This window comes from Streptomyces sp. NPDC087901 (genome assembly GCF_044742205.1).
GTDB lineage: Bacteria > Actinomycetota > Actinomycetes > Streptomycetales > Streptomycetaceae > Streptomyces.
Window position 1 is genome coordinate 56,546 of the sequence record NZ_JBIUUC010000022.1, and the last position, 26,200, is coordinate 82,745.

At 70.7% G+C, this 26,200-nt stretch carries 27 protein-coding genes; 21 read left to right on the forward strand and 6 right to left on the reverse strand.

What is annotated here, in order from left to right; all coding sequences use genetic code 11:
* Nucleotides 1-2: 2 nt before the first annotated feature.
* The 10 genes from ribD to ACIOEW_RS38600 all read left to right on the forward strand — a co-directional run bounded on the left by ribD (nt 3) and on the right by ACIOEW_RS38600 (nt 8,535).
* Entirely contained in the window at nt 3-1,103 is a 1,101-nt protein-coding gene (ribD, locus tag ACIOEW_RS38555; protein ID WP_401969998.1) for a bifunctional diaminohydroxyphosphoribosylaminopyrimidine deaminase/5-amino-6-(5-phosphoribosylamino)uracil reductase RibD, read from the forward strand.
* A complete protein-coding gene (locus ACIOEW_RS38560) occupies nt 1,104-1,721 on the forward strand; it encodes a riboflavin synthase (protein WP_362554753.1) in 618 nt (205 codons plus the stop codon).
* Entirely contained in the window at nt 1,718-2,362 is a 645-nt protein-coding gene (locus ACIOEW_RS38565) for a nicotinamide mononucleotide transporter family protein (protein ID WP_219573224.1), read from the forward strand. The genes ACIOEW_RS38560 and ACIOEW_RS38565 overlap by 4 nt, the downstream gene beginning before the upstream one ends.
* Nucleotides 2,359-3,657, forward strand: coding sequence for a bifunctional 3,4-dihydroxy-2-butanone-4-phosphate synthase/GTP cyclohydrolase II (locus tag ACIOEW_RS38570; RefSeq protein WP_401970001.1), 1,299 nt, complete (start codon nt 2,359-2,361; stop codon nt 3,655-3,657). Before ACIOEW_RS38565 ends, ACIOEW_RS38570 begins: the two co-directional genes overlap by 4 nt.
* A 50-nt stretch (nt 3,658-3,707) precedes the next feature.
* A complete protein-coding gene (ribH, locus tag ACIOEW_RS38575; RefSeq protein ID WP_266776450.1) occupies nt 3,708-4,193 on the forward strand; it encodes a 6,7-dimethyl-8-ribityllumazine synthase in 486 nt (161 codons plus the stop codon).
* A 35-nt stretch (nt 4,194-4,228) separates the two neighbouring features.
* Complete coding sequence (locus ACIOEW_RS38580; RefSeq protein WP_018524273.1) at nt 4,229-4,501, forward strand: phosphoribosyl-ATP diphosphatase; 273 nt, start codon at nt 4,229-4,231, stop codon at nt 4,499-4,501.
* Between the two features lie 63 nt (nt 4,502-4,564).
* A complete protein-coding gene (hisG, locus tag ACIOEW_RS38585; protein ID WP_362554749.1) occupies nt 4,565-5,413 on the forward strand; it encodes an ATP phosphoribosyltransferase in 849 nt (282 codons plus the stop codon).
* Nucleotides 5,414-5,435: 22 nt separating this feature from the next.
* Nucleotides 5,436-5,888 carry a PH domain-containing protein gene (locus ACIOEW_RS38590; RefSeq protein WP_401970002.1) on the forward strand — a complete coding sequence of 151 codons (453 nt, stop codon included), beginning with the start codon at nt 5,436-5,438 and terminating at the stop codon, nt 5,886-5,888.
* Nucleotides 5,889-6,070: 182 nt separating this feature from the next.
* Nucleotides 6,071-7,441 (forward strand): hemolysin family protein, encoded by a 1,371-nt coding sequence (locus ACIOEW_RS38595; protein WP_362554745.1) that lies wholly within the window; start codon nt 6,071-6,073, stop codon nt 7,439-7,441.
* Nucleotides 7,438-8,535: a hemolysin family protein gene (locus ACIOEW_RS38600; protein ID WP_362554743.1), complete on the forward strand. Its 1,098-nt coding sequence runs from the start codon at nt 7,438-7,440 to the stop codon at nt 8,533-8,535. Before ACIOEW_RS38595 ends, ACIOEW_RS38600 begins: the two co-directional genes overlap by 4 nt.
* A 300-nt stretch (nt 8,536-8,835) precedes the next feature.
* On the opposite strand, the gene ACIOEW_RS38605 is transcribed toward ACIOEW_RS38600, so the two are convergent.
* Both ACIOEW_RS38605 and ACIOEW_RS38610 read right to left on the reverse strand, forming a co-directional pair.
* Nucleotides 8,836-10,752: an AAA family ATPase gene (locus ACIOEW_RS38605; protein ID WP_362554741.1), complete on the reverse strand. Its 1,917-nt coding sequence runs from the start codon at nt 10,750-10,752 to the stop codon at nt 8,836-8,838.
* Nucleotides 10,753-11,110: 358 nt separating this feature from the next.
* Nucleotides 11,111-11,740, reverse strand: a complete 630-nt coding sequence (locus ACIOEW_RS38610) for a hypothetical protein (protein WP_362554739.1) — start codon at nt 11,738-11,740, stop codon at nt 11,111-11,113.
* A 174-nt stretch (nt 11,741-11,914) separates the two neighbouring features.
* Here ACIOEW_RS38610 and ACIOEW_RS38615 point away from each other — a divergent pair, with 174 nt between their 5' ends.
* Both ACIOEW_RS38615 and ACIOEW_RS38620 read left to right on the forward strand, forming a co-directional pair.
* The gene (locus ACIOEW_RS38615) at nt 11,915-13,285 is read left to right on the forward strand and encodes a peptidase C39 family protein (RefSeq protein ID WP_401970004.1); all 1,371 of its coding nucleotides are present in this window, start codon (nt 11,915-11,917) and stop codon (nt 13,283-13,285) included.
* A gap of 179 nt (nt 13,286-13,464) precedes the next feature.
* Nucleotides 13,465-13,863 (forward strand): hypothetical protein, encoded by a 399-nt coding sequence (locus ACIOEW_RS38620; protein WP_401970007.1) that lies wholly within the window; start codon nt 13,465-13,467, stop codon nt 13,861-13,863.
* Here the strand turns inward: ACIOEW_RS38620 and ACIOEW_RS38625 are convergent.
* Nucleotides 13,855-14,754: an SDR family NAD(P)-dependent oxidoreductase gene (locus ACIOEW_RS38625; RefSeq protein WP_401970009.1), complete on the reverse strand. Its 900-nt coding sequence runs from the start codon at nt 14,752-14,754 to the stop codon at nt 13,855-13,857. The two genes, ACIOEW_RS38620 and ACIOEW_RS38625, sit on opposite strands and share 9 nt — an antisense overlap.
* Nucleotides 14,755-14,860: 106 nt before the next feature.
* Here ACIOEW_RS38625 and ACIOEW_RS38630 point away from each other — a divergent pair, with 106 nt between their 5' ends.
* Nucleotides 14,861-15,526 carry a TetR/AcrR family transcriptional regulator gene (locus ACIOEW_RS38630; protein ID WP_401970011.1) on the forward strand — a complete coding sequence of 222 codons (666 nt, stop codon included), beginning with the start codon at nt 14,861-14,863 and terminating at the stop codon, nt 15,524-15,526.
* A gap of 509 nt (nt 15,527-16,035) precedes the next feature.
* Nucleotides 16,036-16,191, forward strand: a complete 156-nt coding sequence (locus tag ACIOEW_RS38635; protein ID WP_401970014.1) for an SCO1431 family membrane protein — start codon at nt 16,036-16,038, stop codon at nt 16,189-16,191.
* Nucleotides 16,192-16,501: 310 nt separating this feature from the next.
* On the opposite strand, the gene ACIOEW_RS38640 is transcribed toward ACIOEW_RS38635, so the two are convergent.
* Nucleotides 16,502-17,776, reverse strand: a complete 1,275-nt coding sequence (locus tag ACIOEW_RS38640) for a glycoside hydrolase family 18 protein (protein WP_401970017.1) — start codon at nt 17,774-17,776, stop codon at nt 16,502-16,504.
* A 384-nt stretch (nt 17,777-18,160) separates the two neighbouring features.
* On the opposite strand from ACIOEW_RS38640, the gene ACIOEW_RS38645 reads away from it, so the two are divergent.
* Nucleotides 18,161-19,333, forward strand: coding sequence for an acyl-CoA dehydrogenase family protein (locus tag ACIOEW_RS38645; RefSeq protein ID WP_362554726.1), 1,173 nt, complete (start codon nt 18,161-18,163; stop codon nt 19,331-19,333).
* On the opposite strand, the gene ACIOEW_RS38650 is transcribed toward ACIOEW_RS38645, so the two are convergent.
* Both ACIOEW_RS38650 and ACIOEW_RS38655 read right to left on the reverse strand, forming a co-directional pair.
* A complete protein-coding gene (locus tag ACIOEW_RS38650; RefSeq protein ID WP_401970019.1) occupies nt 19,296-19,616 on the reverse strand; it encodes a hypothetical protein in 321 nt (106 codons plus the stop codon). The two genes, ACIOEW_RS38645 and ACIOEW_RS38650, sit on opposite strands and share 38 nt — an antisense overlap.
* A 191-nt stretch (nt 19,617-19,807) precedes the next feature.
* Nucleotides 19,808-20,209, reverse strand: coding sequence for a hypothetical protein (locus ACIOEW_RS38655; RefSeq protein ID WP_362554724.1), 402 nt, complete (start codon nt 20,207-20,209; stop codon nt 19,808-19,810).
* Between the two features lie 202 nt (nt 20,210-20,411).
* On the opposite strand from ACIOEW_RS38655, the gene ACIOEW_RS38660 reads away from it, so the two are divergent.
* The 6 genes from ACIOEW_RS38660 (at nt 20,412) to ACIOEW_RS38685 (ending at nt 25,828) form a co-directional block, all read left to right on the forward strand.
* Nucleotides 20,412-20,852 carry an Lrp/AsnC family transcriptional regulator gene (locus ACIOEW_RS38660; RefSeq protein WP_362554722.1) on the forward strand — a complete coding sequence of 147 codons (441 nt, stop codon included), beginning with the start codon at nt 20,412-20,414 and terminating at the stop codon, nt 20,850-20,852.
* 63 nt (nt 20,853-20,915) lie between these two features.
* On the forward strand, nt 20,916-22,556 hold the full coding sequence (locus ACIOEW_RS38665) for an amidohydrolase (protein WP_401970021.1): 1,641 nt from the start codon (nt 20,916-20,918) through the stop codon (nt 22,554-22,556).
* Nucleotides 22,557-23,083: 527 nt separating this feature from the next.
* A complete protein-coding gene (locus ACIOEW_RS38670) occupies nt 23,084-23,851 on the forward strand; it encodes a polyprenol monophosphomannose synthase (RefSeq protein ID WP_362554718.1) in 768 nt (255 codons plus the stop codon).
* 68 nt (nt 23,852-23,919) lie between these two features.
* Nucleotides 23,920-24,546 carry an FxsA family membrane protein gene (gene fxsA, locus ACIOEW_RS38675; protein ID WP_401970023.1) on the forward strand — a complete coding sequence of 209 codons (627 nt, stop codon included), beginning with the start codon at nt 23,920-23,922 and terminating at the stop codon, nt 24,544-24,546.
* A gap of 168 nt (nt 24,547-24,714) precedes the next feature.
* Nucleotides 24,715-25,425, forward strand: a complete 711-nt coding sequence (locus ACIOEW_RS38680) for an MOSC domain-containing protein (protein ID WP_362554714.1) — start codon at nt 24,715-24,717, stop codon at nt 25,423-25,425.
* Nucleotides 25,426-25,468: 43 nt separating this feature from the next.
* A complete protein-coding gene (locus ACIOEW_RS38685; protein WP_401970025.1) occupies nt 25,469-25,828 on the forward strand; it encodes an IS5 family transposase in 360 nt (119 codons plus the stop codon).
* The last annotated feature ends 372 nt before the right edge of the window (nt 25,829-26,200 follow it).

Here is a 26,200-nt window from a genome sequence, read left to right on the forward strand (position 1 = left end):
CGGTGGACACCGCAGCCGACACCACCGCCATGCGCCGAGCCGTCATGCTCGCCGCCCGCGGTCTCGGCTCCACCAGCCCCAATCCGGTCGTCGGATGCGTCGTCCTCGACGCGACGGGACGCATCGTCGGTGAGGGCTTCCACCAGCGCGCCGGAGGGCCGCACGCCGAGATCCACGCCCTGCGCGCGGCCGGCCGGAAGGCCCGTGGCGGCACCGCGTACGTCACCCTCGAACCCTGTAACCACACCGGACGGACCGGCCCCTGTGCCCAGGCGCTCGCCGAGGCCGGGATCGTCCGGGTCGTGTACGCGGTCGGCGACCCGAACCCGCAGGCCACCGGTGGTGCGGACACCCTGCGCGCCGCCGGGATCAAGGCCGAGCAGGGCCTGCTCGCCGAGGAGGCCGAAGCGGTCAACGCCGCCTGGCTGACCTCGGTGCGCCTCGGCCGCCCGCACGTCACCTGGAAGTACGCGGCGACCCTGGACGGCCGGATCGCGGCCGCGGACTCCACCAGCCGCTGGATCACCTCCGCCGAGTCCCGCGCCGACGTCCACCGCCTGCGCGCCGAGGCGGACGCCGTCGTGGTCGGCTCCGGCACCGCCCGAACCGACGACCCCCAGCTCGGTGTACGGGGCATCGACGGCGCCGTCCAGCCGCTGCGGGTCGTCGTCGACACCGCCGCCACCGCCGTACGGCCGGGCGCCCGGGTCCTCGACGCGACCGCGCCCACCGTGATCGCGGTCGCCGATGACGCGGATGCCCGCCACCTCCCCGACGAGGCCGTCCTGCGGCTGCCCCGCGCGGCCGACGGCCCCGGCCTGGACCTTTCCGCACTCCTCGCCGCCCTCCACGGGCGCGGCGTCCGCTCCGTACTCCTCGAAGGCGGTCCGACCCTGGCCGGGGCCTTCGTCGCGGCGGGACTGGTCGACAAGGTCGTCGGCTATCTGGCCCCCGTACTCCTCGGCGCCGGGCCCGCGGCCCTCGCCGAGGCCGGAATCTCCACCATCGCCCAGGCGTTGCGCCTCGATGTGACCGAGACCGTACATATCGGCCCCGATCTGCGCATCACCGCCGTCCCCGGCCCTGCCCCGAAGGGAAACTGAGTGTTCACCGGAATTGTCGAAGAGCTGGGTGAGGTCACCGCCGTCGAGAACCTCGGCGACGCCTCCCGATTCCGCCTGCGCGGTCCCGTGGTCACCGAGGGCGCCAAGCACGGTGACTCGATCGCCGTCAACGGCGTGTGCCTGACCGTCGTCGACCTCGGCGAGCACGACTTCACCGCCGATGTGATGGCCGAGACCCTGAACCGCTCCAGTCTGGGCGCGCTGGCGACCGGCTCCCGGGTCAACCTGGAGCGCCCCATGGCGCTCGGCGGCCGGCTCGGCGGGCACATCGTCCAGGGGCACGTCGACGGCACGGGCCGCATCCTCGAGCGCAAGATCTCCGAGAACTGGGAGATCGTGAAGATCTCCCTGCCGGCGGACCTGACCCGCTACGTGGTGGAGAAGGGCTCGATCACCGTCGACGGCGTGAGCCTGACCGTCGTCGACGCCGGACCCGACTACTTCACCATCAGCCTCATTCCCACCACCCTCGCCCTGACCACGCTCGGCATCAAGGAGCCCGGCGACCCGGTCAACCTCGAGGTGGACGTCATCGCGAAGTACGTCGAGCGGCTGCTCGGCAACTCCGCGCAGGAGCACGGGGAGCCGGCGAAGTGAGTGCCCTGCACTGGCTGAACTCGGAGGCGTTCACCGTCTTCGACCAGCACATCATCTGGTCCGACATGATCGGCAACACGATCGGTCTGATCGCCCTCACCCTGGGCTGGCTCCGCTCGATCTGGACCTGGCCCGCCCAGCTCCTGTCCGGTGTCGTGCTCGTCGCCGCCAATGTCTCCGTCCACCAGGCGGGCAGCGTCGGCAAGCAGCTCGTCGTCATCGCCGTGGCCGTGTGGGGCTGGCAGCAGTGGACCAGGGGCCGGCAGCAGGCCCAGGACGGATCCATCGCCGTACGGTTCGCCACCTGGCGCGAGCGCGGCTACCTGCTCGGCGGAGCCGCCCTCGGCACCCTCGCGGTCGGCGGCCTGTTCACCGCGTTCCCCTCGCTCTCCTGGAGCCCGTGGGCGGACGCGTACATATTCGCCGGGACGCTCGTGGCGATGCTCGCGCAGGCCCGCGGCATGGTCGAGTTCTGGTTCGCCTGGCTCCTCGTCGACCTGGTCGGTGTGCCGCTCAACTTCCACAGCGGTCTCGCCTTCTCCGGTCTCATCTACGTCGTCTACGGGGCCCTCGTCCTGTGGGGCATGCGCGACTGGTGGCTGCGTACGCGGACACCCGCTCTGGAAGGAGCCACGGCATGACTGCCCAGCCCGCCTGGTTGCACCGGGAACACGACGTACCCGTCGAGGACCTCTCCCTCGACCCCGTCGAGCAGGCCATCCGTGACATCGCCGCAGGCCGGCCCGTCGTGGTCGTCGACGACGAGGACCGGGAGAACGAGGGCGACCTCGTCATCGCGGCCGAGAAGGCCACGCCCGAGATCGTCGCCTTCATGATGAGCGAGTGCCGCGGACTCATCTGCGCGCCCATGGAGAACGACGAACTGGAGCGGCTCGAACTGCCGCAGATGGTCGAGCACAACACCGAGTCGATGAAGACCGCCTTCACCGTCTCCGTCGACGCCTCGGCCGCCCACGGCGTGAGCACCGGCATCTCCGCCGCCGACCGCGCGACCACGCTCCGGCTGCTCGCGGGCGGTACGGCGGGACCCGGCGACTTCGTGCGCCCCGGCCACATCTTCCCGCTGCGCGCCCGCACCGGCGGGGTGCTCGTGCGCAACGGCCACACCGAGGCCGCGGTCGATCTCGCCCGGCTGGCCGGGCTGCGGCCCGCCGGCGCGATCGTCGAGATCGCAGGGGAGGACGGCGTCATGCTGCGCCTGCCCCAGCTGGTCCCGTTCGCCCGCAAGCACGGGCTGACCATAATCTCCATCGAGGACCTGATCGCCTACCGGCGGACCTCCGAGCCGACCGTCCGTCGCGAGGCCGAGGTGCGGCTGCCGACCAGCTTCGGCGCGTTCACCGCGTACGGCTACCGCTCCACCGTGGACGGCATCGAGCACGTCGCCCTGGTCCACGGCGACATCGGGGACGGCGAGGACGTCCTGGTCCGGGTCCACTCCGAGTGCCTGACCGGCGACATCTTCCAGTCCCAGCGCTGCGACTGCGGTCCCCAGCTGCATGCCTCCATGCGGCGGATCACGGAGGAGGGCCGCGGCGTGATCGTCTATCTGCGCGGCCACGAGGGCCGCGGCATCGGGCTGGTTTCCAAGCTGCGCGCGTACGAACTCCAGGAGCGCGGCGTCGACACCCTCGACGCCAATCTGGAGCTCGGCCTGCCCGCCGACGCCCGGGACTACGCGGCCGGTGCCCAGATCCTCAAGGACCTCGGCGTCCGCAGCCTGCGGCTCATGACGAACAACCCCGAGAAGACCGCCGCGATCCTGCGGCACGGTCTGACGGTCACCGGCCGTGAGCCGATGCCCGTCCAGGCCGGCGAGCACAATCTGCGGTACCTGCGAACCAAGCGCGACCGCATGGGCCACGACCTGCCCTGGCTCGACGCCGCCACCGCGTCGACCTGCGGCAACCAGTAGCCGACCGCATTCCCCCCAGTAGCCATCCCTGAACGAGCTGTAGGAGAGACATGAGCGGCAAGGGCGCACCCGAACTGTCCGTACGCAACTGCGGTGACCTGCGCGTCGCGGTCGTCGCGGCGCAGTGGCACGAGAAGGTCATGGACGGACTCGTCGACGGTGCACTGCGCGCGCTGCACGAGCTGGGCATCGACGAGCCGACCCTGCTGCGGGTCCCGGGCAGCTTCGAACTCCCGGTCGTCGCCAAGGTGCTGGCCGGCCGCGGGTACGACGCGATCGTCGCCCTCGGCGTGATCATCCGCGGCGGCACGCCGCACTTCGAATACGTGTCCCACGGCGTCACCAACGGTCTCACCCAGGTCGCCGTCGACACCGGCGTCCCCGTCGGCTTCGGTGTCCTCACCTGTGACACCGAGGAGCAGGCACTCGACCGGGCGGGCCTGGAAGGGTCCAACGAGGACAAGGGGCACGAAGCGGTCACCGCCGCTGTCGCCACCGCCACCACACTGCGCTCGGTCAGCGAACCCTGGCGCTGAGTACCGGTCCCGGACCCCGTATTCTTAAGGACATCATGGCGAACAAAACCTTCGAAGAGCTCTTCGCCGAGCTGCAGCTCAAGGCCGCCAACGGCGACCCCTCCACCTCCCGAACCGCCGAACTGGTGGACAAGGGCGTGCATGCCATCGGCAAGAAGGTCGTCGAGGAGGCCGCCGAAGTCTGGATGGCCGCCGAGCACGAGAGCAAGGACGCCGCCGCCGAGGAGATCTCGCAGCTGCTCTACCACGTCCAGGTGATGATGGTCGCGCGCGGAATCTCCCTCGACGACGTCTACGCCCACCTCTGAGCGCGACCTCCGCACCCGTCCGCACGTATCCGTACACCCCTTTCGCAAAGGAAACCCGACCTCATGCTGCGCATCGCCGTCCCCAACAAGGGTGCTATCTCCGGGCCTGCGATGGCGATGCTCCATGAGGCGGGTTACAAGCAGCGCAAGGAGTCCAAGGAACTCGTCCTCGTCGACCCCGAGAACCAGGTCGAGTTCTTCTACCTGCGCCCGCGCGACATCGCGATCTACGTCAGCTCGGGGCGTCTCGACATCGGCATCACCGGCCGCGACCTGCTGCTGGACTCCGGCGCCGATGCCGAGGAGATCCTCCAGCTCGGCTTCGCCCGCTCCACCTTCCGTTACGCCACCAAGCCCGGAACGGCCGCGGGCCCGCAGGACTTCGACGGCATGACGATCGCCACCTCCTACGAGGGCATCGTCGCCAAGCACCTGGCCGACACCGGCGTCAACGCCGCGGTCGTCCACCTCGACGGTGCGGTGGAGACCGCCATCGAGCTGGGCGTCGCCCAGATCATCGCCGACGTCGTCGAGACCGGCACCAGCATGCGCAACGCCGGACTCGAAGTCATCGGTGAGCCGATCATGAAGTCGGAAGCGGTCGTCATCCGCCGCAAGGGCGCTCCCGACGACGAGCCCAAGGTCCAGCAGTTCCTGCGCCGCCTCCAGGGCGTCCTGGTGGCCCGCAGCTACGTGATGATGGACTACGACTGCCGCGTCGAGCACCTGGAGCGCGCCGTGGCCCTCACCCCGGGCCTGGAGTCGCCGACCATCTCCCCGCTGCACCACGAGGGCTGGGTCGCCGTCCGGTCCATGGTCGCCTCCAAGGAGGCGCAGCGGATCATGGACGACCTGTACGACCTCGGCGCCCGCGCCATCCTCACCACGGCCATCCACGCCTGCCGCCTCTGACGGCGGGAGACGGAAGAAGACCATGTCAGCCCCCGTACTCCCCGACCTTCCGGTCACCTTCCGGCCCACCCGCACCCGGGTGGTCCTGCTGAGCGTCGGGGCGGTGATGTTCGCCGTCATCACCGTCGTCGCCTTCACCCTGGAACAGCTCAGCGGGGGAGAGCGGGCCAGCTTCGTCTTCACCGCGCTGCTCTTCTTCGGCGTCCTGGCGCTGCTCAGCCGCCCCAGGATCGTGGCGGACGACAGCGGGGTGACCGTGGTCAACCTCACACGCACCCGGCGGCTGTCCTGGGCGGAGATCGTGCGCGTCAACCTGCGCGCCGGCGACCCGTGGGTGTTCCTCGACCTCAGCGACGGGACCAGCATGCCCGCCCTCGGCATCCAGCCCGGAATCGCCAAGGCACAGGCCATTCGCGACGCCAAAATGCTCCGCGCCCTCGCCGAGAACCGCGGCACGGGCAAGGACAACGGCTGAGCCCCCTGCCCCGTACTGCCTCTCGTTGATTACTCTGGAGGTGGCGGCGCCCTGTGCGCCCCGCCCCGCACCAGAGGCCCCGAGGCCCGCGGGGCTTTCCTGCGACCCAAGGAGTGACTCCCTCCAGCAATGGACGGATCGTCCGGTAGTACCTGCGCCGCCCCTTCTGTGGAGGCGGCGGCATGACCACCCCCCTGCTGCTTCTCAGCGCGGCATTCCTTCTCATCCTCGCCAACGGGTTCTTCGTGGCAGCCGAGTTCGGGCTCGTCACCGTGGAACGGGCGGACGCCGAGCGCGCCGCCGCCGAGGGCGACCGGCGGGCCCGAACCGTCGTCGGCGCCCTGCGCGAACTCTCCTTCCAGCTCTCCGGCACCCAGCTCGGCATCACCATCACCTCACTGGTGGTCGGCATGCTCGCCGAGCCGGCTCTCGCCCAGCTGCTGGAAGGTCCCCTCTCCCTGACCGGTCTGCCCGACGGTGCCGTCCCCGGCATCAGCGTGGTCATCGGCATGCTGCTCGCGGCCGCCGTCCAGATGGTCATCGGCGAACTCGTACCGAAGAACTGGGCGGTCTCCAAGCCGCTCCAGGTCGCACGGTTCGTCGCCGGACCCCAGCAGGGGTTCACCCGGGTCTTCCGCCCGGTGATCGGCCTGCTGAACACCGTCGCCAACCGATTGGTGCGGCTTCTCGGCGTCGAGCCGACCGAGGAGCTGGCGTCCGCCCGTACGCCGGGGGAGCTGGTCTCCCTGGCGCGGCACTCGGCGGAGGCCGGCACCCTCGAACAGGACACCGCGGACCTCTTCGTACGGACGCTGTCGCTCGCCGGGCTCACCGCCCAGCATGTGATGACCCCGCGCGTGAAGGTCAGCGCCCTGCAGTCCTCCGCGACCGCGGCGGACGTTCTCAACCTCACCCGCGCCACCGGCCTCTCCCGCTTTCCCGTCTACCAGGACCGCATCGACGAGGTCGTCGGCATGATCCACCTCAAGGACGCGCTGGCAGTCCCCGCCCATGAGCGCCTGCGGACCCCGGCCGGCCGGATCGCCGTGCCGCCGCTGCTGGTGCCCGAGACCCTGCCCGTCGAGCAGCTGCTCCAGCGGCTGCGCAACGAGCAGCCGATCGCCGTCGTGGTCGACGAGTACGGCGGCACCGCCGGCGTCGTCACACTGGAGGACATCATCGAGGAGCTCGTCGGCGAGGTGCGGGACGAGCACGATGCCGAAGGCGCCGACCGCCCCGAGCTGGCTGCCGCCGCCCCCGAGGACGGGCGGCCCGCCTGGGACGCCGAAGGCAGCTGCCGGGTACTGACCCTGCGCCGGATAGGCCTCGACGTACCCGAGGGCCCCTACGAGACCGTCGCCGGGCTGGTCGCCGACCTGCTCGGCCGGATTCCCGCCCCCGGTGACCGGGCCGAACTGCCCGGCTGGCGGATCGCCGTCCGCCAGGTCGGCCACTACCGGGCCGAGAAGGTCCGCTTCGTGCGCCTGGCCGAGTCGCCCGCACCGGCCGTCGCGCCGCGGGCGTCCCGCCGGGTCCTGGAGGCTGCACGATGAGCCTGGTCCAGTTGCTCTTCGCCGGACTCCTCGTCCTGGCGAACGGCTTCTTCGTCGGGGCGGAGTTCGCCCTCGTCTCGGTGCGCCGCAGCCAGATCGAACCCCTGGCGGCAGCCGGGTCGAGCCGGGCCCGCAAGGTGCTGTACGGGCTGGAGAACCTGCCGCAGATGATGGCGGCAGCCCAGTTCGGCATCACCATCTGCTCACTGACCCTCGGCGCCGTCGCGGAACCGACCGTCGCCCGTCTGCTGGAGCCGGTCTTCCACGCGGTGCACCTGCCCGAAGAGCTGATCCACCCGCTCGGCTTCGTGCTGGCGCTGGCCCTCGTCGTCTTCCTCCACCTCGTCGTCGGCGAGATGGTCCCGAAGAACCTGGCGATGGCGGCCCCGGAGAAGACCTCGCTGTGGTTCAGCCCCGGCCTCGTCGGCTTCGCCCGGCTCTGCCGTCCGGTCACCTCGGCGCTGGGCGCCTGTGCCCGGCTGGTGCTCCGGATCTTCGGTGTCGAGCCCAAGGACGAGGTGGAGGCCGTCTTCACCAGCGAGCAGCTCAACCGGCTCGTCGAGGACTCCGGACAGGCCGGGCTCCTGGAACCGGGGGCGCAGGAACGGCTGGAGGACGCCCTGGAGCTGGGAAGCCGGCCCGTCACCGACGTGCTCCTGCACCGGGCCGCCCTGGTGACGGTGGACCCCTCCGTCACCCCGCGCCGGATCGAGGAGCTCACCGTACGGACGGGCTACTCGCGCTTCCCCGTCTGCGCGGAGGGCGGCGGCCCGTTCATGGGCTACCTGCACGTCAAGGACGTCCTCGACCTGGAGGACGGCGAGCGGGCCGTCCCGCAGCACGTGTGGCGCCCCATGGCCACCGTGCGGGCCGAGCTGCCCCTGGACGACGCCCTGACCGTGATGCGCCGCGCGGCGACGCATCTGGCCCAGGTCGCCGACGCATCGGGCCGGGTGCTCGGCCTGGTCGCCATGGAGGACGTACTGGAAATGCTGGTCGGAGAGGTACGGGACCCGGCCCACCGGGTCGCGGAGCCGCGCCGCACCGAGGAGCGGCAGACCGGTTCGGACGAACTCTCCGCCCTGGTCGGCTGAGGGCTGTCCCGCCGGGAACTGCGGGACAGCCCTGACGACCTCGTGCACGACAGGAGCCGTCGCTGCATCCGTGCGGCTCAATGGCTCGGGCGCCGCGACGACGCAAGCCGCCGGCCTGCGGCGATGCCTGTCGTGCACGAGGTCGTCAGGGCGTGCGGGAAATCAACCTGCTGTCGAACACCCGGCATGAGCTGTGCCATCAAGAGCGACAGCACGCAACTTATAGTTCTCCACGCCCTCAGGGCGCACCGTCCCCGGCCGTCGGGCGCTTCGGCTCCGGCGGCCCGGGACGGGACCGCCTCACACCTCGGGCGGCTCCTGCCGGCCCCGGCCCACCGGCCCCCGCCCCGACAGCACCTCGCCGTACGCCTGCATCAGATCCGGCAGCCGCAGCGTCGCCAGATCGTCCCGCGTCGGCACCGTCGCATAGCCGGAGAGCCGCAGATCGCGGTAGGCGCAGCTCTTCTCGTACAGCGTGCGCAGGAAGCGTCCGTTGCCCAGCTCGTCGAGCCAGCCCTGGTCGACGACATGGCCGCTGATGGACCGCAGCTCCTCCAGCGACTCCTCGTCCCACGCGTCCCCGTTCTCCGCGGCCAGCACCTCACCGATGGAGGTGAGCTCCAGCGGCCGGTAGCTGGGGAAGTCCACCCGGGTGGTGAAGCGCGAGGAGAGCCCGGGGTTGGTGGACAGCAGCCGGTCCATGCCCTCCGGGTAGCCGGCCAGGATGACGACGAGATGGTCGCGGTTGTCCTCGGCGCGCTTGAGGAGGACCTGCAGTGCCTCGTCGCCGTACGCGTCGCCCTTGCTGTATCCGGTGTTGGAGAGGCTGTACGCCTCGTCGACGAAGAGGACCCCGCCCAGCGCCGAGTCGATCAGCTCATTGGCCTTCACCGCTGTCTGGCCCAGGAACTCCCCTACCAGGTCCGCCCGCTGGGCCTCGACCAGATGGTCCCCGCCAAGCAGGCCCAGCGCGTAGAACACCCGGCCAAGGATCCGCGCCACCGTGGTCTTGCCGGTCCCGGACGGGCCCGAGAAGACGAAATGTCGCTTCGGCGGCTGTACGGGGAGCCCCTGGCCCGCCCGCAGCCTCGCCATGTTCAGCTGCGCCGACAACGCCTTGACCTGACGCTTCACCGGTTCCAGGCCGACCATCCGCTCCAGTTCCGCCAGCGCCTCGGCGAGCCGTACGGGATCGCTGGGCCCGGCAGGGAACGACTGCGGCGCGTTCTGACCGGGGGCCGCGGCCTTGTGCCGCGCCCCGTCCGGCGGCGGCGACACCCCGAAGCCCGGCAGGTCCTGCGCCTCGACGCCGGGCCGCAGCTCCCGGCCGTCCACCAGATCGGTGCCCAGCAACGAGTCGCCGTCCGGCTGCGCCTCCGCGAACGAGCCGTCGGCACCCAGGCCGGTGAGCGAGACGGCAGCCAGGCCTGACGCCTCCTCGGAGCCGTCCAGCCCGTCGTAGTCCGCGATCGCGGCCAGCCGCGCCGACGTGTCCATGAACGCCGGGTCGATCCGGTGGACCGCCCGGTACAGGGGCAGCGCGGCCGCGCTGCGGCCCGTGCCCTCGTGCGCGCGGGCCAGCCAGTAGCGCAGCTCCTTGCGCTGTGGCTGCTCACTGCGGCAGCGCATGAGCGCGGTGGACAGCAGGGGCTCGGCCTGCCCGTACATCTCCAGCCGTACCCGCGCCATCCCGCCGAAGAGCCCCGCCTCGATACCGAGCAGGGGATCGTCGATCAGTTGCTCCGTATGGCGTACGAGCTGCTCCCAGTCCTTGACGAGGTAGGAGCGGCAGGCGTGCAGGAAGCGGACCTGGGGGTCGGCGTCCACCGGCGGCAGACCGGCCAACGCCCGGTCGAGTTCCGGGACATGGCGGCCGTCCAGCCAGTGCGAGGCGTGCGCGAGCAGCAGGTCGCGCGGACTCTCCAGCACCGGCTGCACCCACCAGCCCAGCCAGTACCAGGAGTTGAGTGTGCGGCGGTGCCGCCCGCGCTGATCGCCGAACCGGTCGCGATGGCGGTACATGTGCAGCAGCGCCGTGGTCGTGTCGACCCGCAGCGCGTGGAGGCCGAGCCAGGCGTCCGCCATGCCGGGATCGAGGCGTACCGCGTCCCTGAACTCCTCTTCGGCCTGCGGGTAGGCGCCCATCGTGTAGGCGTCCATGCCGCGCAGCCACGCGAGGTCGGCCGGGGCCTGTGCGCCCTGCGTGCCGCTGTCCATCAGGTCCCCCACAAACCGTGCCCCCAGGATGTCCCGTCGCACGACGGCCCGCCGAGGCGCGCCGAATCACTGTGCCATGGACGGGAATTGACCGCACCGAGAGGCATCGTACCTGCGCAGGGAGTGTGCGACTAAGGGCGCCGCAGGCCGAAGGTGGGCCGTAACTCACGGTAAGTGAAAGGGGGTGCGTGGGGCGGGAAACCCGCCTCGAGCACAGAACGAAGCCCCCGATCACGGGGGAACAACCGGGGGCTTCGTGTCTGCGGGGGCTCCGAAAAGCCGCACATTGAGAACGTAAGACCTGTACCGCCCCCGGGTCAAGAAGAGTTGAGGCACTTCCGGACCGATTTCCGACTGCTCAGTATGGCCGGGACGGGTGATCACGATGGGTGACGGAATGGTTCGTTCCTGCTGTCGGAGGGGATCCCTTCAGCCACTCGTACCCCACAGGCAACTGGCGTACCAGAGCATCGGCCCAGGGGCGCGAGGGATCGGCCGAGAAATGGGCTGCCTCGGCTGCCGTCCAGCCGTCCCAGAAGGTGCTCAGCACCGCTCCGTCACGTCGACGGCCCCGCTCCCAGGACTCCGCGGCCGGCAGATCCATCCACAACAGGTGGGTGAGGGAGGGGCGCAGGGCCCGCCGTCCGGCGCCGACGCCTTCGATCAGGACCACCGGTGCGGGGTCCAGGGTGCGCGGCGGTCCGAAGGTGCGGGCCGTCCAGTCGTACGGCGCGTAGCGGGCGGTTTCGCCGCGCGACAGCGGACCGGTCACCTGCTCGGCCAGCCGTCCGGTCCAGGCGAACAGCTCCTGGTGGGTGGCCAGATCGTCCAGATGCAGCACCGGGGCGTCGTCGAGCGTCGCCGCGAGCCGGGCGGCGAAGGTGCTCTTGCCCGATCCTGCGTGGCCGTCGACGGCGATCAGCCGGACCGGCCCGCAGGACGGCGGCAGGGTGCGCAGCCGAGCGGCAAGGCGTGAGAGGTCGTTCATGGCCCCAGCCTACGAGCCGCTGCGAAGCAGCCGCAGGTCACGCCAGTGGTCCACACCAATATTGGTCCTTCGACGCGAGCAGAATCGCTGGCCGAACCGGGGGATGACCCGCAATAGTTGGCGCACTGTCGTGCACCTGCCGCCCTATTCCGCTTACGACCGGGGGTCTCGCCCATGCCCAGTCCGACCTCACGCAGAACCGTGCTCACCGCCGCGATCGCGGCAGCGGCCGGCGCCGGAGCGGTGTCGTCCGCCGCTTCCGCGTCAGCCGCGGCTCCGCCCCGCACCCGGCCCGGCGCACCTTCGGCGGCAGCCTCTCTCGTGGACAACCACTTCTGGACGTCGTACACCGACTGGCGCTGCGGCTCAGCCGCCGGCACCCGCGCGGTCGCAGCCCGCCGGCCGGGGCTGGTGATCGCCCACCCCCTGGGGCGTACCGACTACACGGACCCGCACACCGGCACCACCGCGGGGTGGGAGTACGCCACCTGGACGTCACCGGTCCACCGCTCCGCCGTCCCGGCAACCGAGGTGATCGCGTCCTGGAACGCGGACACCCCCGCCGGCACCTGGATCCAGATCGAACTGCGCGGCGGCTACTCGGACGGCACCGAGACCCCCTGGTACGTCATGGGCCGCTGGGCCGCCGGCGACGGCGACATCCGCCGCACCTCCGTCGACGACCAGACCGACGGCAAGAGCTCCATCTGGACCGACACCTTCTCGGTGGACGACGCGGCGAGCGGCCTGCGCCTGGTGTCCTACCGGCTGCGGCTGACCCTGTACCGCACTCCGGGCACCCGGCTCACACCCACGGTGTGGCGCCTCGGCGCGATGGCCTCGGACGTCCCCGACCGCTTCACCGTGCCCGCCTCCGCACCCGGGCTCGCCCGGGAGCTTGCGGTGCCGCGCTTCTCGCAGAACGTGCACGTGGGGCAGTACCCCGAGTACGACAACGGCGGTGAGGCGTGGTGCAGCCCCACCTCCTCGCAGATGATCATCGAGTACTGGGGACGCAAGCCCTCCGCGGAGGACCTCGACTGGGTCAAGCCGGGGCTGGAGGACCCGCAGGTCTGCCACGCGGCGCGCTTCACGTACGACAACCAGTACGAGGGCTGCGGCAACTGGCCCTTCAACGCCGCCTACGCGGCGACGTACGAGGGCATGAGCGCCGTGGTGACCCGGCTCGGCTCGCTGGAGGATCTGGAGACCCTGATCCGGGCCGGCATCCCGGTCATAACGTCGCAGTCGTTCCTCAAGACGGAGCTGACCGGTGCGGGGTACGGGACCTCCGGCCACCTGATGACGGTGATCGGCTTCACCGAGGACGGCGACGTGATCGCCAACGACCCGGCATCGCCGAGCGACGAGGCGGTGCGGCGTGTCTACCTGAGGCACGAGTGGGAGACGATCTGGCTCCGCACCAAGCGCTATGACGCGAACGGCCAGGTCAGAAGTGGCACTGGTGGTGTCTGCTACGTCTACTGGCCCGCTGAGCCGGCACCGCGTCAGCGCCGCGCGCTGCAGTCGCTGGGCCTGGTGTGAGCAGGTCCGGCCCCACGGCTGTCCCGGCGGCCTGACGCCAGCGTTCCTGACCGTCCTGCGTGAGGTGGCCGTACTGGTCCACCGTGACCTTGACCGAAGCGGTGTCCGAGCCGACGGGACACCTCGTGGACGGACACGCCGTTCGTCTAAAGCACGGTGGTCCATTCGTGTCGCAAGTCGTGCGGACCATATTCGGGAGGACCGAGCGGCTTGAGCTGATGGGTGCCCTGGACGAGGGCGGCGCCGACTTCCGGAACTGGCACCTGGACACCCATCGGCCTGAGATCGTCCTGCTCCAGCGCCATGTGCGGGAAGCCACCGCGCGACACGTCGTGCCGGGGGCTCGGCTGGAACGGCCGGCCGAGCTCTGCCGGTCGCACCAGTCGATCGACGCAACCGAGGCAAGCGATCACCTGAACGGTGCCCTCGGCGTCCTTGACGGCATGATGCTGCCTTCCGGGGGCGGTTCGTACGCGTCCGTGCGGCACGTACAGCGGCTGCTCACGGGGCCGCCCGCCCTTACCGGCGGCGCCGTTCGTTCGAACCAGCCGGCCGTCATCGCTGTGGAGTCACGCTGAGAAGGTCACCCCGGTGAGCTCCTCGGAGGCGGTCCACAGGCGCTGCTGGGTGGCCTGGTCGTGGGAGTCGGGGCTGGAGGTGACCAGCTTCGGATAGCCCCGGATCTGCCCCCGGTTGCCGGGACCGTAGTACTGGCCGCCGGTGACGGCCGGATCGGTGGCGGCGCGCAGGGTGGGCAGGGCGCCCATCGCGGCCTTCTGGGTGAGCAGCGGCGCGAGCCAGGTGACGGGTACCCGAAGCGCGGCGGGTGTGTTGCGGGTGAGTTCGGTGTTGGACACGCCGGGATGGGCGGCCACCGCGACCGTGGTGCCGTGCTGTGCGAGCCGGCGCTGCAGTTCGTACGTGAACATCAGGTTGGCGAGTTTGGCCTGGCCGTAGGCGGCGGTGCGGCTGTACGAGCGCTCCCACTGCAGGTCGTCGAAGTGGATGGCGGCCCGGATGCGGTGGCCGGTGCTGCTGACCGTGACGACGCGGGAGCCGGGGACGGGCAGGAGTCGGTCCAGCAGCAGCCCGGTCAGGGCGAAGTGGCCGAGGTGGTTGGTGCCGAACTGCAGCTCGAAGCCGTCGGCGGTGGTCTGCTTCGGGGTGTACATCACGCCCGCGTTGTTGATCAGAAGGTCGATGCGTGGGTGGGCGGCGCGCAGGTCGGCCGCCGCGGACCGGATCGAGTCCAGGGAGGTCAGGTCGAGGGCCTGGACGGTGACGTCGCCGGTGATGCGGGCAGCTGCCTGCTTGCCCTTCTCGATGTTCCGTACGGCCAGGACCACCGCCGCTCCGCGCTCGGCGAGCATCCGGGCGGTTTCGAAGCCCAGTCCGGTGTTGGCGCCGGTCACGATCGCCACCCGGCCGTGCTGATCGGGGATGTGCTGCTCGGTCCAGTTGCCGTTCATGGCGGACTCCTAAGAAACCATCGGTCTGTTAAGAGGACCAACGTAAAAGACCGCTGGTCTCCTGTCAAGGTACCGGTGGTCTTTAATCGGGAGTTAGGGTGAGGGCGTGACATTTCAGCGGGCGCGCAGCGAGGAGCAGCGGGAGATCCGCCGCCGGGCGATCCTGGACACGGCGGCGGCGATGCTCGACGAGATGCCCGTGGCCGAGGTGAGCCTCAACGAGCTCAGCCGGCGGGTGGGCCTGGCCAAGTCGAACGTCCTGCGGTATTTCGAGTCGCGCGAGGCAGTGCTGCTCGAACTGCTGGATGTCTTCCTGGGGAGCTGGCTCGCCGGGCTGGCGGACGAACTGGCCGCAGGCGTCGAGGCGCACGCGGCGCCGGATGTGCGGGCGGGGCAGCTGGCCGAGATCCTCAGCCGGTCACTGGCGGAGCGGGTGGTGCTCTGTGACCTCTTCGGCGCGCAGGGCGGCGTCCTCGAGCACAACGTCTCGGTCGAGGTGGTCAAGCGGCACAAGCGCTCCTCCCTCGTGCGGCTCGCGGCCATGGACGAGCTCGTGTGCCGTCACCTGCCGGAGCTCGGCGATGGTGCGCAGCTGTTCTGTCTGATGAGCCTGGTCTCGGCGGGTGCCCTGTCGGCGTACGCCCCGCCGCCGCCCAGCCTCCTTGCCGCCTACGCGGACGAGCCCGCCCTCGGCGTGCTCCACATGGAGCTGCGTGAAGCTCTGCGGGCCTCCTTCACTTCGACGCTTCTGGGCGTGCTGCCGCGCGCCTGAACCTCCGTTTGCTGCGGGGGGAACGGCCGCGGGTGCTGCCGCCGGGAGATTTAGCGCGATGAGCCGAAACGGCTCACGACCGAGAGACGCGTCGTCTGCGGCGCCGGACCCGCACGGCCTGGGCGTCGTGCGGAAGATCGATTCCGATGAAGACAGTCACGGTGTTCAGGGACCGTCTACGCATCACCGACTTACGGGCCCACCGGGCCAAACCGAACAACTGGCCGCGCGGATCAGCCGCCACCGGTCCATCGAGCAAGCCGCAGCCCCTGGAGCCCCTGCCGAACCTCCGTCGGCGATGCGAGGGGCGCTGTGGTATCGGGCACAGGCGGCGTCCGCTGCCTGTACTTCCCCGCCCACCCGACACCCGCCCGGCGCCGGGCCCCGGCGGGCCCCGGGGGAGTGACGCGGATCTCTACCCCGGGGGCCTGCCGGGCTGGCACTGTGGTCGGGTCATCGCAGGCACCCTTCGAGGGTTGCCCACCCCCCAGCAGACCGAGCGAGATGCCATGACCGCAGCAGCAGCAGCCACCACCGCCGCCCACGCCCGCCGCCGTGCCCGGACGGGCGGGCCCGACGACCGCTCGAAGTTGCTGGAGAACATCCTGGGCTGGACGCTCGTCGTGGTCGTCGCCATGTTCGTGACCCAGATCGGCCTCATGTGATCCTGCGGGCGGGTCTCCTGTTCGTGATCCACGCCTGCCGTGAGCGAGCCTCTGGGCAAGGTCCCGTGCGAGCCTCCGGCCCCGTCACTCAGGAGCGGCACGTCACCTTCATCTGAGCCGTGCCGTGGGGCGCGACGCCTCGCCCGTTTCCCCGGGGCCTCTGAGGAAGGGGCGGGGACGCGCGGCATGTGGGGCGTGTGGAACTTGTGTGATCACCATGCCTGTTGCCCCAGGTGACACGCCACATCGGCACCGGGCACGGAAGAGGGGCGGGAACCGAACCGGTCCCCGCCCCCTACGCGTGCCGCTCCTAGTCGATCGCCTTGATCAGCTCGCCGTCGGTGGTGTCACCGCTGAGCTCCCAGAAGAAGGTGCCGCCGAGGCCCTGCTGGTTCTTGTACGCCATCTTGGTGCCGATGGTGGCCGGGGTGTCGTAGCTCCACCAGTTGGTGCCGCAGTGCGCGTACGCCGTGCCGGCGACGGTGCCAGTGGACGGGCAGCTGTTCTTGAGGACCTTGTAGTCCTCGATGCCCGCCTCGTACGTGCCCGGAGCCGCGCCGGTCGCCGTGCCGCCCGGTTCGTCCTGCGTGACGCCGGTCCAGCCGCGGCCGTAGAAGCCGATGCCGAGCAGCAGCTTCGAGGCCGGGACGCCCTGGGCCTTCAGCTTGTCGATGGCCGCCTCGCTGTTGAAGCCCTCCTTCGGGATGCCGGTGTAGGAGGTCAGCGGGGAGTGCGGGGCCGTCGGACCCTTCGCGTCCCAGGCGCCGAAGAAGTCGTACGTCATCGGGTTGTACCAGTCGACGTACTTGGACGCGCCGCCGTAGTCGACCGCGTCGAGCTTGCCGCCCTCGGAGCCGTCCGCGCTGATCGCCGAGGTGACCAGGTTGTTTGCGCCGAACTTGGAGCGGAGGGCCGACAGCAGGTTGCCGTAGGCGTCACGGCCGCTGGTGTCGCAGGTCAGACCGCAGGCGTTGGGGTACTCCCAGTCGATGTCGATGCCGTCGAACACATCGGCCCAACGGGGGTCCTCCACCAGGCTGTAGCAGGACTCGGCGAAGGCGGCCGGGTTCTGCGCCGCCTCACCGAAGCCGCCGGACCAGGTCCAGCCGCCGAACGACCAGATGATCTTGAGGTCCGGGTGCAGCTTCTTGAGCTTGCGCAGCTGGTTGAAATTGCCGCGCAGTTCCTGGTCCCAGGTGTCCGCGACCCCGTCGACCGACTGGTCGGCCGTATAGGCCTTCTCGTAGTCGGCGTAGGAGTCGCCGATCGTGCATTTGCCGCCCTGGACGTTGCCGAAGGCGTAGTTGATGTGGGTCAGCTTGTCGGCCGAGCCGGAGGTCTCGACGTTCTTGACGTGGTAATTGCGCTGGTAGACACCCCAGTTGGTAAAGTATCCGACCACCTTGTTGCCGGCCGCTGTGGGGGCGGCCGGTTCTGCTGACGGCGCGGCGGCCTGCTGGGCGGCGGGGGCCGCTCCGGCGGACCCGGTGCCCGCGACGCCCAGCAGGGCGGCGCCCAGGGCGGCGGTACAGGCGACAGCGGCGAGAGCCCGCATGCGGGCCCCCGGGCGATGCGGTCCGGTCATGGTTGCTCCTCGTGGGGGAGGGGACGTGCCAGTGGACGACCAGCTTCCGGCGGACACTCAAACTTGGCATGAACGCGGAAAGCGGGTTCGCTGGGAACCGTAGATGGACTAGACCAGTTGGGTCAATGGTTCGGACCAATTCCGGTGATCGTTCCGGCCGCCGTCGGCCGTTTCAGGCCGTGTTCTGCCAACCGGTGACGGATACCGTCCGATCGGGCATACTCAACCCGCTGCAGCCGTCGGCCTGCGCCTCTCGTAATCCGGGAGGGCAACATCGGCTGGACAGCAGTGTTTTCCGGGCATAGTCCGGAGGTCCCCCGGCGGCGCCGCCCACACCCCTCGCGCGCGACCGCCGCAACGCCCGACAGGGAGGAGAGCGCCGTCATGTCCGACCGTGCCCCGCAGTTGGTGGAACGCCGTCTGCCCACCGAGGAGTCCAGGCAGCTCATCGCGCTCGTCCGCGACATCGCGCAGCGGGAGATCGTGCCGCGGGCCGCCGAGGAGGAGGACGCGGGCCGGTTCCCGCGCGAGGTCTTCACCCTGCTCTCCGAGTCCGGACTGCTGGGCCTGCCCTACGACTCCGCCCACGGCGGCGGGGATCAGCCGTACGAGGTGTACCTCCAGGCCCTCGAAGAACTTGCCGCCGCCCGGCTCACCGTCGGGCTCGGCGTCAGCGTCCACTCCCTCGCCTGTCACGCGGTCGCCGGTTACGGCACCAAGGACCAGCAGACCGAACACCTCCCGGAGATGCTCGGAGGCGGCCTGCTGGGCGCCTACTGCCTCTCCGAGCCCGCCTCGGGCTCCGATGCGGCCTCGTTGCGCACCAAGGCCGTACGGGACGGTGAGGACTGGGTCATCACCGGCACCAAGGCGTGGATCACCCACGGCGGCATCGCCGACTTCTACACGGTCCTGGCCCGCACCGGCGTCGAGGGCCCCCGCGGAATCACCGCCTTCCTCGTCCCCGGCGACGCGGCCGGCCTGAGCGCCGCCGCCCCGGAGAAGAAGATGGGGATGAAGGGCTCGCCCACCGCCCAGCTGCACTTCGACGGCGTGCGGGTCTCCGACGCGCGCCGGATCGGAGACGAGGGGCAGGGCTTCGCGATCGCCCTGTCCGCGCTCGACTCCGGCCGGCTGGGCATCGCCGCCTGTGCCGTCGGCGTGGCTCAGGCGGCGATGAACGAGGCCGTCGACTACGCCACCGGGCGCAAGCAGTTCGGCCGCCCCATCGCGGACTTCCAGGGGCTGCGGTTCATGCTGGCCGACATGGCCACCCAGATCGAGGCGGGCCGCGCGCTCTACCTGGAGGCCGCCCGGCTGCGCGACGCTGGGAGCCCCTTCTCGCGGCAGGCGGCCATGGCCAAGCTGTTCTGCACGGACGCCGCGATGCGGGTGACCATCGACGCCGTCCAGGTGCTCGGCGGATACGGCTACACCCTGGACTTCCCCGTCGAGCGGCTGATGCGCGAGGCGAAGGTGCTGCAGATCGTCGAGGGCACCAATCAGATCCAGCGGATGGTCATCGCCCGCCACCTCGCGGGTCCTGAGACGCGCTGACCCTCAGCGGCCGGTCCGACCACACGGGCGTCGTCATGATCCGGTTCCACTCCTGGTCGTGGCGGCCCGGCAGGGTTCTGCCGGTGCTCTCCCAGTGCCGGAGCAGCGACCGGTAGATGGGCGGCTCGGTCGAGTGGGATGCCGAGCGCGGAGCCGAGCGCGGCGCCGGGCGGGGCGGCTCGGAGGGCGCCTGCGGGGTGCGGGACTGCGGAACCGATTCTTCGGAGGCGGGAGCGGCGAGACGGCGGCGACCGGGGCCGGCCTTGGAATGCAGCAGGGTCATGCCGGGCCAACGGTGCGGAGCCGGGCCGGGTCACTGCTCAGCCGATTCGGGCGACTGTTCGCCCGGTCCTCTTGGCGCGCCGTACGCGGCCGGAGCTGCTGCGGACAGCCCGCACCACCACGGCGGCCCGGCCGCTGTCGTGGTGTGGGCAGTCCGTCCCCGGCGCGTCGGCGCCCTTCTTCGGGTCTGCCTCAGGCAGCGTCGCGGCGCAGCTGCTGCGGCACCCGGAAGGGGCGCGAGCCGGCCCCCCCGGCGTGCGAGAACGGCTGCATCCTCCAGTCGAGTCCCTGGGGGAGCGTGAGCAGCAGGGCCGTCTCCTGCTCCTGGGCGTCGGCCGACTCATCGGCGGGCCGGGCCTTCGACGCGGCGCGGCCGGTGCCGGCGCACACCGTCAGGACGAACGGGTTCCACGGCGTGGGGCACAGTGCGTGCTCCGGCAGCACGTCCTCGTCCGCCAGGAGCGCGATGGGCTGCGCGCAGTCCGGGCAGACGACCCGGTACATCTCGAACATGTCGTACGCGTCGGGAGCGGTGTCCTCGAAAGGATCAACAGGCTCCGGTTCGGTACGTCCGGTGAGCTTCAGGCTCTGCATGGGAAATTCCCCCCTCGGGTGGGCCGACAAGGCGCCGCGGCCTCGACCACAGCAAGCACTTCCCGTCGGGAATCCGCCGTAACCGCGAGCGGCTCGGCTACTGGCCCGTAAACCTGTGGCATTGGTCACATGCCTGCCGCAGGTGCCTTTCTGTGCCCTTCACGGCTGTGCCTGGAGGGCCCGGGGCCATAGATTGATCCATATGGAGGAGCTGGACCGTCAAATCGTGGAGTTGCTCGTCAAGGACGGGCGGATGAGCTACACCGACCTGGGCAAGGCCACCGGCCTGTCCACCTCGGCCGTTCATCAGCGCGTCCGCAGGCTGGAGCAGCGCGGGGTGATCCGGGGCTATGCCGCGGTCGTCGACCCCGAGGCCGTCGGTCTGCCCCTGACCGCGTTCATCTCGGTGAAGCCCTTCGACCCGAGCGCGCCGGACGACATCGCGGAGCGGCTCGCGGGCGTCCCGGAGCTGGAGGCCTGTCACAGCGTCGCGGGCGACGAGAACTACATCCTCAAGGTGAGGGTCGCGGCCCCGCGGGAGCTGGAGCACCTGCTCACCCGGATCCGTTCGCTCGCCGGCGTCTCCACCCGCACCACGGTCGTCCTCTCCACGGCCTACGAGGCGCGCCCGCCGCAGATCTGACGGGCGGGGCCGTAAGGGGGGCCGGGCACGGCGTGGGCCCCCGCAGGCGGGAGACTGGTCCTCATGACCGAGAGCACCGCCCCCCAGAGCGAACACCGCACCGTGCTGCTGCGCGGTGGAGACGTCCACAGCCCCGCCGATCCCTTCGCGACCGCCATGGTGGTCGAACGCGGCCATGTCGCCTGGGTGGGCTCCGAAGGGGCCGCCGACGCCTTCGCGAGCGGTGTCGACGAAGTGATCGACCTCGACGGGGCGCTGGTCACTCCCGCGTTCACCGACGCACACGTCCACACCACGTCGACCGGTCTGGCCCTCACCGGCCTCGACCTCTCCGGCGCCCGCACCCTCGGCGAGGCCCTCGCCCTCGTGACGGCGTACGTGGCGGCGCACCCTGCCGACCGGGTGGTCCTCGGGCACGGCTGGGATGCCACGCGCTGGCCGGAGCAACGCCCGCCCACGCGCGGCGAGCTCGATGCGGCGGCGGGTGGACGGCCGGTCTATCTGCCCCGGATCGACGTCCACTCGGCGGTCGTCACGACCGCGCTGCTCGATCTCGTCCCCCGGATCGCCTCGATGGCCGGCTACCGGCCCGACGCGCCGCTGACGGACGCCGCCCACCACGCGGTGCGCGCGGCCGCCCACGACGCCGTCTCGCCGCGGCAGCGCGCCGATGCCCAGCGTGCCGCGCTGGCCCGTGCGGCTTCCCTCGGGATCGGCACGGTCCACGAGTGCGGTGGCCCCGACATCTCCGACGAGGAGGACTTCACCTCGCTGCTGAGCCTGGCGGCGGGGGAGCCGGGGCCGCGGGTCGTCGGCTACTGGGCCGAACAGGTCGGCGACGAGAAGGACGCCCGGCGCATCCGGGAGCTCGGCGCGGTGGGTGCGGCGGGAGACCTCTTCGTCGACGGGTCGCTCGGCTCGCACACCGCCTGCCTCCACGAGCCGTACGCCGACGCACCCGTCTCGGGCACCGCCCACCTGGACGCGGCGCAGATCGCCGCCCACGTCGCGGCCTGCACCGAGGCCGGGCTCCAGGCGGGTTTCCACGCCATCGGCGACGCGGCGCTCTCCGCCGTCGTCGACGGCATCAGGGTGGCGGCCGAGAAGGTGGGCCTCGGCCGGGTGCGGGCCGCCAGGCACCGCGTCGAACACGCGGAGATGCTCACGCCCGAGACCGTGGCCGCTTTCGCCGAACTCGGTCTCACCGCCTCCGTCCAGCCCGCCTTCGACGCCGCCTGGGGCGGTGAGGAGGGCATGTACGCCCGCAGACTGGGTGCCGGGCGGGCGAGGACCCTCAACCCGTACGCGGCGCTCCTGCGGGCCGGTGTGCCCCTCGCGTTCGGCTCCGACAGTCCGGTGACCCCGCTGGACCCGTGGGGGACGGTGCGGGCCGCCGCGTTCCACCGGACGCCCGAGCACCGGATCTCGGTACGGGCCGGCTTCACCGCACACACCCGGGGCGGCTGGCGGGCGGCCGGCCGTGACGACGCGGGCACCCTGGTGCCCGGCGCCCCGGCCGACTACGCGGTCTGGCGCACCGAGGAGCTGGTGGTCCAGGCCCCGGACGACCGGGTGGCGCGCTGGTCGACGGACCCCAGGTCGGGAACGCCCGGACTGCCTGACCTCAGCCCAGGTGCCGAGCTCCCGGTATGCCTGCGCACGGTTGTCTTCGGACAAACTGTCTACGTGCGACCGAACGAGTGACGTACGGACATTTCGTACCGCCTCTCGAAGAGGCCCCCGTTCTGCCGCGACCTGGGGATCTTCGGGACTGACCAGGCAAGTTCGCTAAACGATGCAGGTCAGGCAACTATTGACAGAATGCGCCCACCGGCCGGTAGGTTCGGCCGAGTCCACCACAGGACGTCCGACCGGTTAAACCTCCACGCAGTCGTCGAACGCCGCTGGGTCATGGGGTGGTGTGCCGCACCGGTGCACCATCACTGACAGCCAGGTTCAGCGCCCGCGCCTCGGGGGCGAGGGAAGGTTTCAGCCGGGCGGAGGGTGTGACCCGGGTGGGGCCCGGACGTTCAGTAGACAACGGCTCTAGGTCGACCCGCAGCCGGCGGGTCCCAGGTCGGCCCGAAGGGCGCCGGGCCCCGATCCGCAGTTCTGTCCGTACTTCCGCTCTTCTGTCCGTCACCGCTTCCCACGCCGCCCGACCGGGTCGGTCAGTGTGCGTGACGCGCTCGATATGGTGTGCATCTGCGTACGGACTTAAGGGGCAGTAAGTGAACGACGGCGGTCAGAGGCGATACGGCCCGCTCGGCAGAGCACTGGTGATCATTCCGACCTATAACGAGGCCGAGAACATCAAGCCGATCGTCAGCCGGGTGCGCGCCGCCGTGCCGGAGGCTGACATCCTGGTCGCCGACGACAACAGCCCGGACGGCACCGGCAAGCTCGCCGACGAACTCGCCGCGACCGATGACCAGGTCCACGTGTTGCACCGCAAGGGCAAGGAAGGGCTCGGCGCCGCCTACCTCGCCGGCTTCCGCTGGGGCATGGACCACGACTACGGGGTTCTCGTCGAGATGGACGCCGACGGTTCCCACCAGCCGGAAGAGCTGCCCCGCCTGCTCACCGCCCTCAAGGGCGCAGATCTGGTGCTCGGCTCCCGCTGGGTCCCGGGCGGGCGAGTGGTCAACTGGCCCAAGTCCCGCGAGATGATCTCCCGCGGCGGCAGCACGTACTCCCGGCTGATGCTCGGACTGCAGACGCGGGACGTCACCGGTGGCTACCGGGCCTTCCGTACCGAGACGCTGCAGGGCATCGGCCTGGACGAGGTCGCCTCGCAGGGCTACTGCTTCCAGGTGGACCTGGCCCGTCGCGCGATCGAGGCCGGCTTCCATGTCGTCGAGGTCCCGATCACCTTCGTGGACCGGGAGGTCGGCGACTCCAAGATGAGCCGCGACATCCTGGTCGAGGCGCTCTGGCGCGTGACGGCGTGGGGCGTCACCACGCGTACGAACCGGGTGCTCGGCCGCCGGACCACCTGACGAGGAGCGGGGACCCGCCGCCCGGCCCCCTTACCTCGTTCGGACGCCGGTCCAGGCACACTGGGGGCATGACGACCGGCACACCGCCCCCGACCGCCCGCAGGCGCTCGCGCGCCCGGACCTTCGTACCTCTCGCCATCGCCGCCTGGGCGGTGCTGGAGATCTGGCTGCTCATCGTGGTGGCCGACGCGGCAGGCGGGTTCACCGTGCTGCTGCTCCTGGCCGCGGGCGTCGTCCTCGGGGCCGTGGTGATGAAGCGGGCCGGCCGCAGGGCCTTCCGTAATCTCACCGAGACGCTCCAGCAGATGCCGGGACAGCCGGGGGCCGGTGGCTCGTCGCCCGCCCCCTCGAGCACCCGTGGCAACGGCTTCCTGATGCTCGCCGGGCTCCTGATCATGATTCCGGGGATGATCTCGGACGTGGCCGGACTGCTGCTCCTGGTGCCGCCGGTCCGGTCTGCGCTCAGCAGGTACGCGGAGCGCTCATTGGAACGGCGGATGAGGACGGCCGGCCCCGGCAGCCTCTCCGACGCCTTCACGCAGGCTCGTATGCACCGCCCGGACGGCAAGGTCGTCCAGGGTGAGGTGATCCACGAGGAGCCCTCCGGCCCGGGCGGGAAGGTCATTTCCGGCGAGGTGATCCGCGAGGACCGTACCCGTCCGGACGGCAACCGGCGCCCGCCCTCGGCCCCGTAACGCCGTCCCTCGAGGCCCCGTCACGCTCTGCCTCGTAACCCGTGACGCCCTGCCGCCCTTGTAACCCGTCAGGCCTTGATGCCGTAACCCATCGGGCCCGCCCAGGTCGGCGACATCCAGGGGGTGTATCGAAAGTGCGTACGCCCCCGCTCTTGTAGCCTCATCTGGATGGTGATCAAGGCGGGCGTGATCGAACGGATCTGGCGGTATCCGATCAAGTCGACAGGGGGCGAGTTGCTCCACCGGGTAGAGGTAGAGGCGAGGGGGTTCATCGGTGACCGTCTCTTCGCGGTGCGCGACGCTCAGGGCAAGTTCGGCTCGGGGAAGAACACTCGTCGATTCCGCAGGATGCCGGGCCTGCTGCATCTGCGTTCCCGCTATGTGGATGACGTTGGTGAGCCTGAACTGCTCGACCCGCGAGGCGCGGTGGTACCGGACCCGAGTGCCTACCTTCGTCGCTTCCTCGGTCGCGAGGACGTCGAGGTAGCCCGCGAGGGGGCAATCTCTCACTTCGACCAGCTGCCTATCAGCGTGTTGACCACTGCCACCCTTGACTGGGTGCGTTCGGCGGTGCCCGATGTTCCCGTCGATGAGCGACGCTTCCGGCCGAACCTCCTGGTACGCACACCGGCAGGCACCCCTCCGTTCGTGGAGGACGAGTGGTTCGGGAGCAAGGCGCGGATCGGCGACGCGGTGTGCATTGAGTTTGTGCGATCGAGTGAGCGATGCGTGATGACCAACGAGGCTCAGCAGGACCTTCCCCACTCCCCGCTGGTATTGCGAGCCATCACGAAAGCGCACGACATGCGGTTGGATGGGCTGGCCACGGTCGTGTCGCCAGGACAGGTGCGGGCCGGAGACCCCTTTGTTCTGTTCTAGGGTCCGTCGAAAGTGGACCCCGCGGGTGAGATGATCTTGGTTTGTGGCGTGCGGAGATCTGACGGACGGGCAATGGGCGGTGCTGGAGCCGCTGTTGCCTAAGGGCAAGAAGACGGGACGGCCGCCGCGATGGACCAGACGGCAGCTGGTTGACGGCATACGCTTCCGGGTCCGCACCGGCATCCCGTGGCGGGACATACCCGACGAGTATGGGCCTTGGAGCCGGGTGTACGACCTGTTCCGCCGCTGGCAGCGGGACGGCACCTGGCAGCGGATCTTCGCCGCGTTGCAGGCCCAGGCAGATGCCAAGGATCTGATCGCCTGGGACATCAACATCGACTCCACCGTCTGCCGGGCCCACCAGCACGCCGCCGGGGCGCGGAAAAAAAAAGGGGACCTGTAAACGGAGCCGCCCGGCGGCGTCCCCGCCGAGCCGGACGACCATGGACTCGGACGCTCGCGCGGCAGCCTGACCACCAAGCTGCACCTGGCCGCCGAGCAGGGGCAGAAGCCCATGTCGATCGTGATCACGGCCGGTCAGCTTGGCGACTCCCCACAGTTCGAGCCCGTCATGAAGAAGGTCCGCGTCGCCCGACGCGGTCGAATGCGCCGGCGGGGGAGGCCCGCACCTGGCCCACTCCCTACGCAGCCGGCCGCCAAGGCCCACGCACAGAGCCGCGGGGGGGGGCCCCCCCCGGGGGGGGGGCCGCGGGGGGGGGGGGGGGGGGGGGGGGCGGGGGCGCCCGCCCCCCCCCGGGGCCCCCGGGGGCCCCCC

Bases quoted from the DNA above. Each gene is read 5' to 3' on its own strand.
- ACIOEW_RS38635 (WP_401970014.1), top strand. From the start codon at position 16,036: ATGACCGCAGCAGCAGCAGCCACCACCGCCGCCCACGCCCGCCGCCGT.
- ACIOEW_RS38605 (WP_362554741.1), bottom strand. From the start codon at position 10,752: ATGGACAGCGGCACGCAGGGCGCACAGGCCCCGGCCGACCTCGCGTGG.
- ACIOEW_RS38660 (WP_362554722.1), top strand. From the start codon at position 20,412: ATGGAGGAGCTGGACCGTCAAATCGTGGAGTTGCTCGTCAAGGACGGG.
- ribH (WP_266776450.1), top strand. From the start codon at position 3,708: ATGAGCGGCAAGGGCGCACCCGAACTGTCCGTACGCAACTGCGGTGAC.
- ACIOEW_RS38570 (WP_401970001.1), top strand. From the start codon at position 2,359: ATGACTGCCCAGCCCGCCTGGTTGCACCGGGAACACGACGTACCCGTC.
- ACIOEW_RS38580 (WP_018524273.1), top strand. From the start codon at position 4,229: ATGGCGAACAAAACCTTCGAAGAGCTCTTCGCCGAGCTGCAGCTCAAG.
- ACIOEW_RS38665 (WP_401970021.1), top strand. From the start codon at position 20,916: ATGACCGAGAGCACCGCCCCCCAGAGCGAACACCGCACCGTGCTGCTG.
- ACIOEW_RS38680 (WP_362554714.1), top strand. From the start codon at position 24,715: ATGGTGATCAAGGCGGGCGTGATCGAACGGATCTGGCGGTATCCGATC.
- ACIOEW_RS38595 (WP_362554745.1), top strand. From the start codon at position 6,071: ATGACCACCCCCCTGCTGCTTCTCAGCGCGGCATTCCTTCTCATCCTC.
- ACIOEW_RS38650 (WP_401970019.1), bottom strand. From the start codon at position 19,616: ATGACCCTGCTGCATTCCAAGGCCGGCCCCGGTCGCCGCCGTCTCGCC.
- ACIOEW_RS38655 (WP_362554724.1), bottom strand. From the start codon at position 20,209: ATGCAGAGCCTGAAGCTCACCGGACGTACCGAACCGGAGCCTGTTGAT.
- ACIOEW_RS38625 (WP_401970009.1), bottom strand. From the start codon at position 14,754: ATGAACGGCAACTGGACCGAGCAGCACATCCCCGATCAGCACGGCCGG.
- fxsA (WP_401970023.1), top strand. From the start codon at position 23,920: ATGACGACCGGCACACCGCCCCCGACCGCCCGCAGGCGCTCGCGCGCC.
- ACIOEW_RS38645 (WP_362554726.1), top strand. From the start codon at position 18,161: ATGTCCGACCGTGCCCCGCAGTTGGTGGAACGCCGTCTGCCCACCGAG.
- ACIOEW_RS38610 (WP_362554739.1), bottom strand. From the start codon at position 11,740: ATGAACGACCTCTCACGCCTTGCCGCTCGGCTGCGCACCCTGCCGCCG.
- ACIOEW_RS38640 (WP_401970017.1), bottom strand. From the start codon at position 17,776: ATGACCGGACCGCATCGCCCGGGGGCCCGCATGCGGGCTCTCGCCGCT.
- ACIOEW_RS38600 (WP_362554743.1), top strand. From the start codon at position 7,438: ATGAGCCTGGTCCAGTTGCTCTTCGCCGGACTCCTCGTCCTGGCGAAC.
- ACIOEW_RS38615 (WP_401970004.1), top strand. From the start codon at position 11,915: ATGCCCAGTCCGACCTCACGCAGAACCGTGCTCACCGCCGCGATCGCG.
- hisG (WP_362554749.1), top strand. From the start codon at position 4,565: ATGCTGCGCATCGCCGTCCCCAACAAGGGTGCTATCTCCGGGCCTGCG.
- ACIOEW_RS38590 (WP_401970002.1), top strand. From the start codon at position 5,436: ATGTCAGCCCCCGTACTCCCCGACCTTCCGGTCACCTTCCGGCCCACC.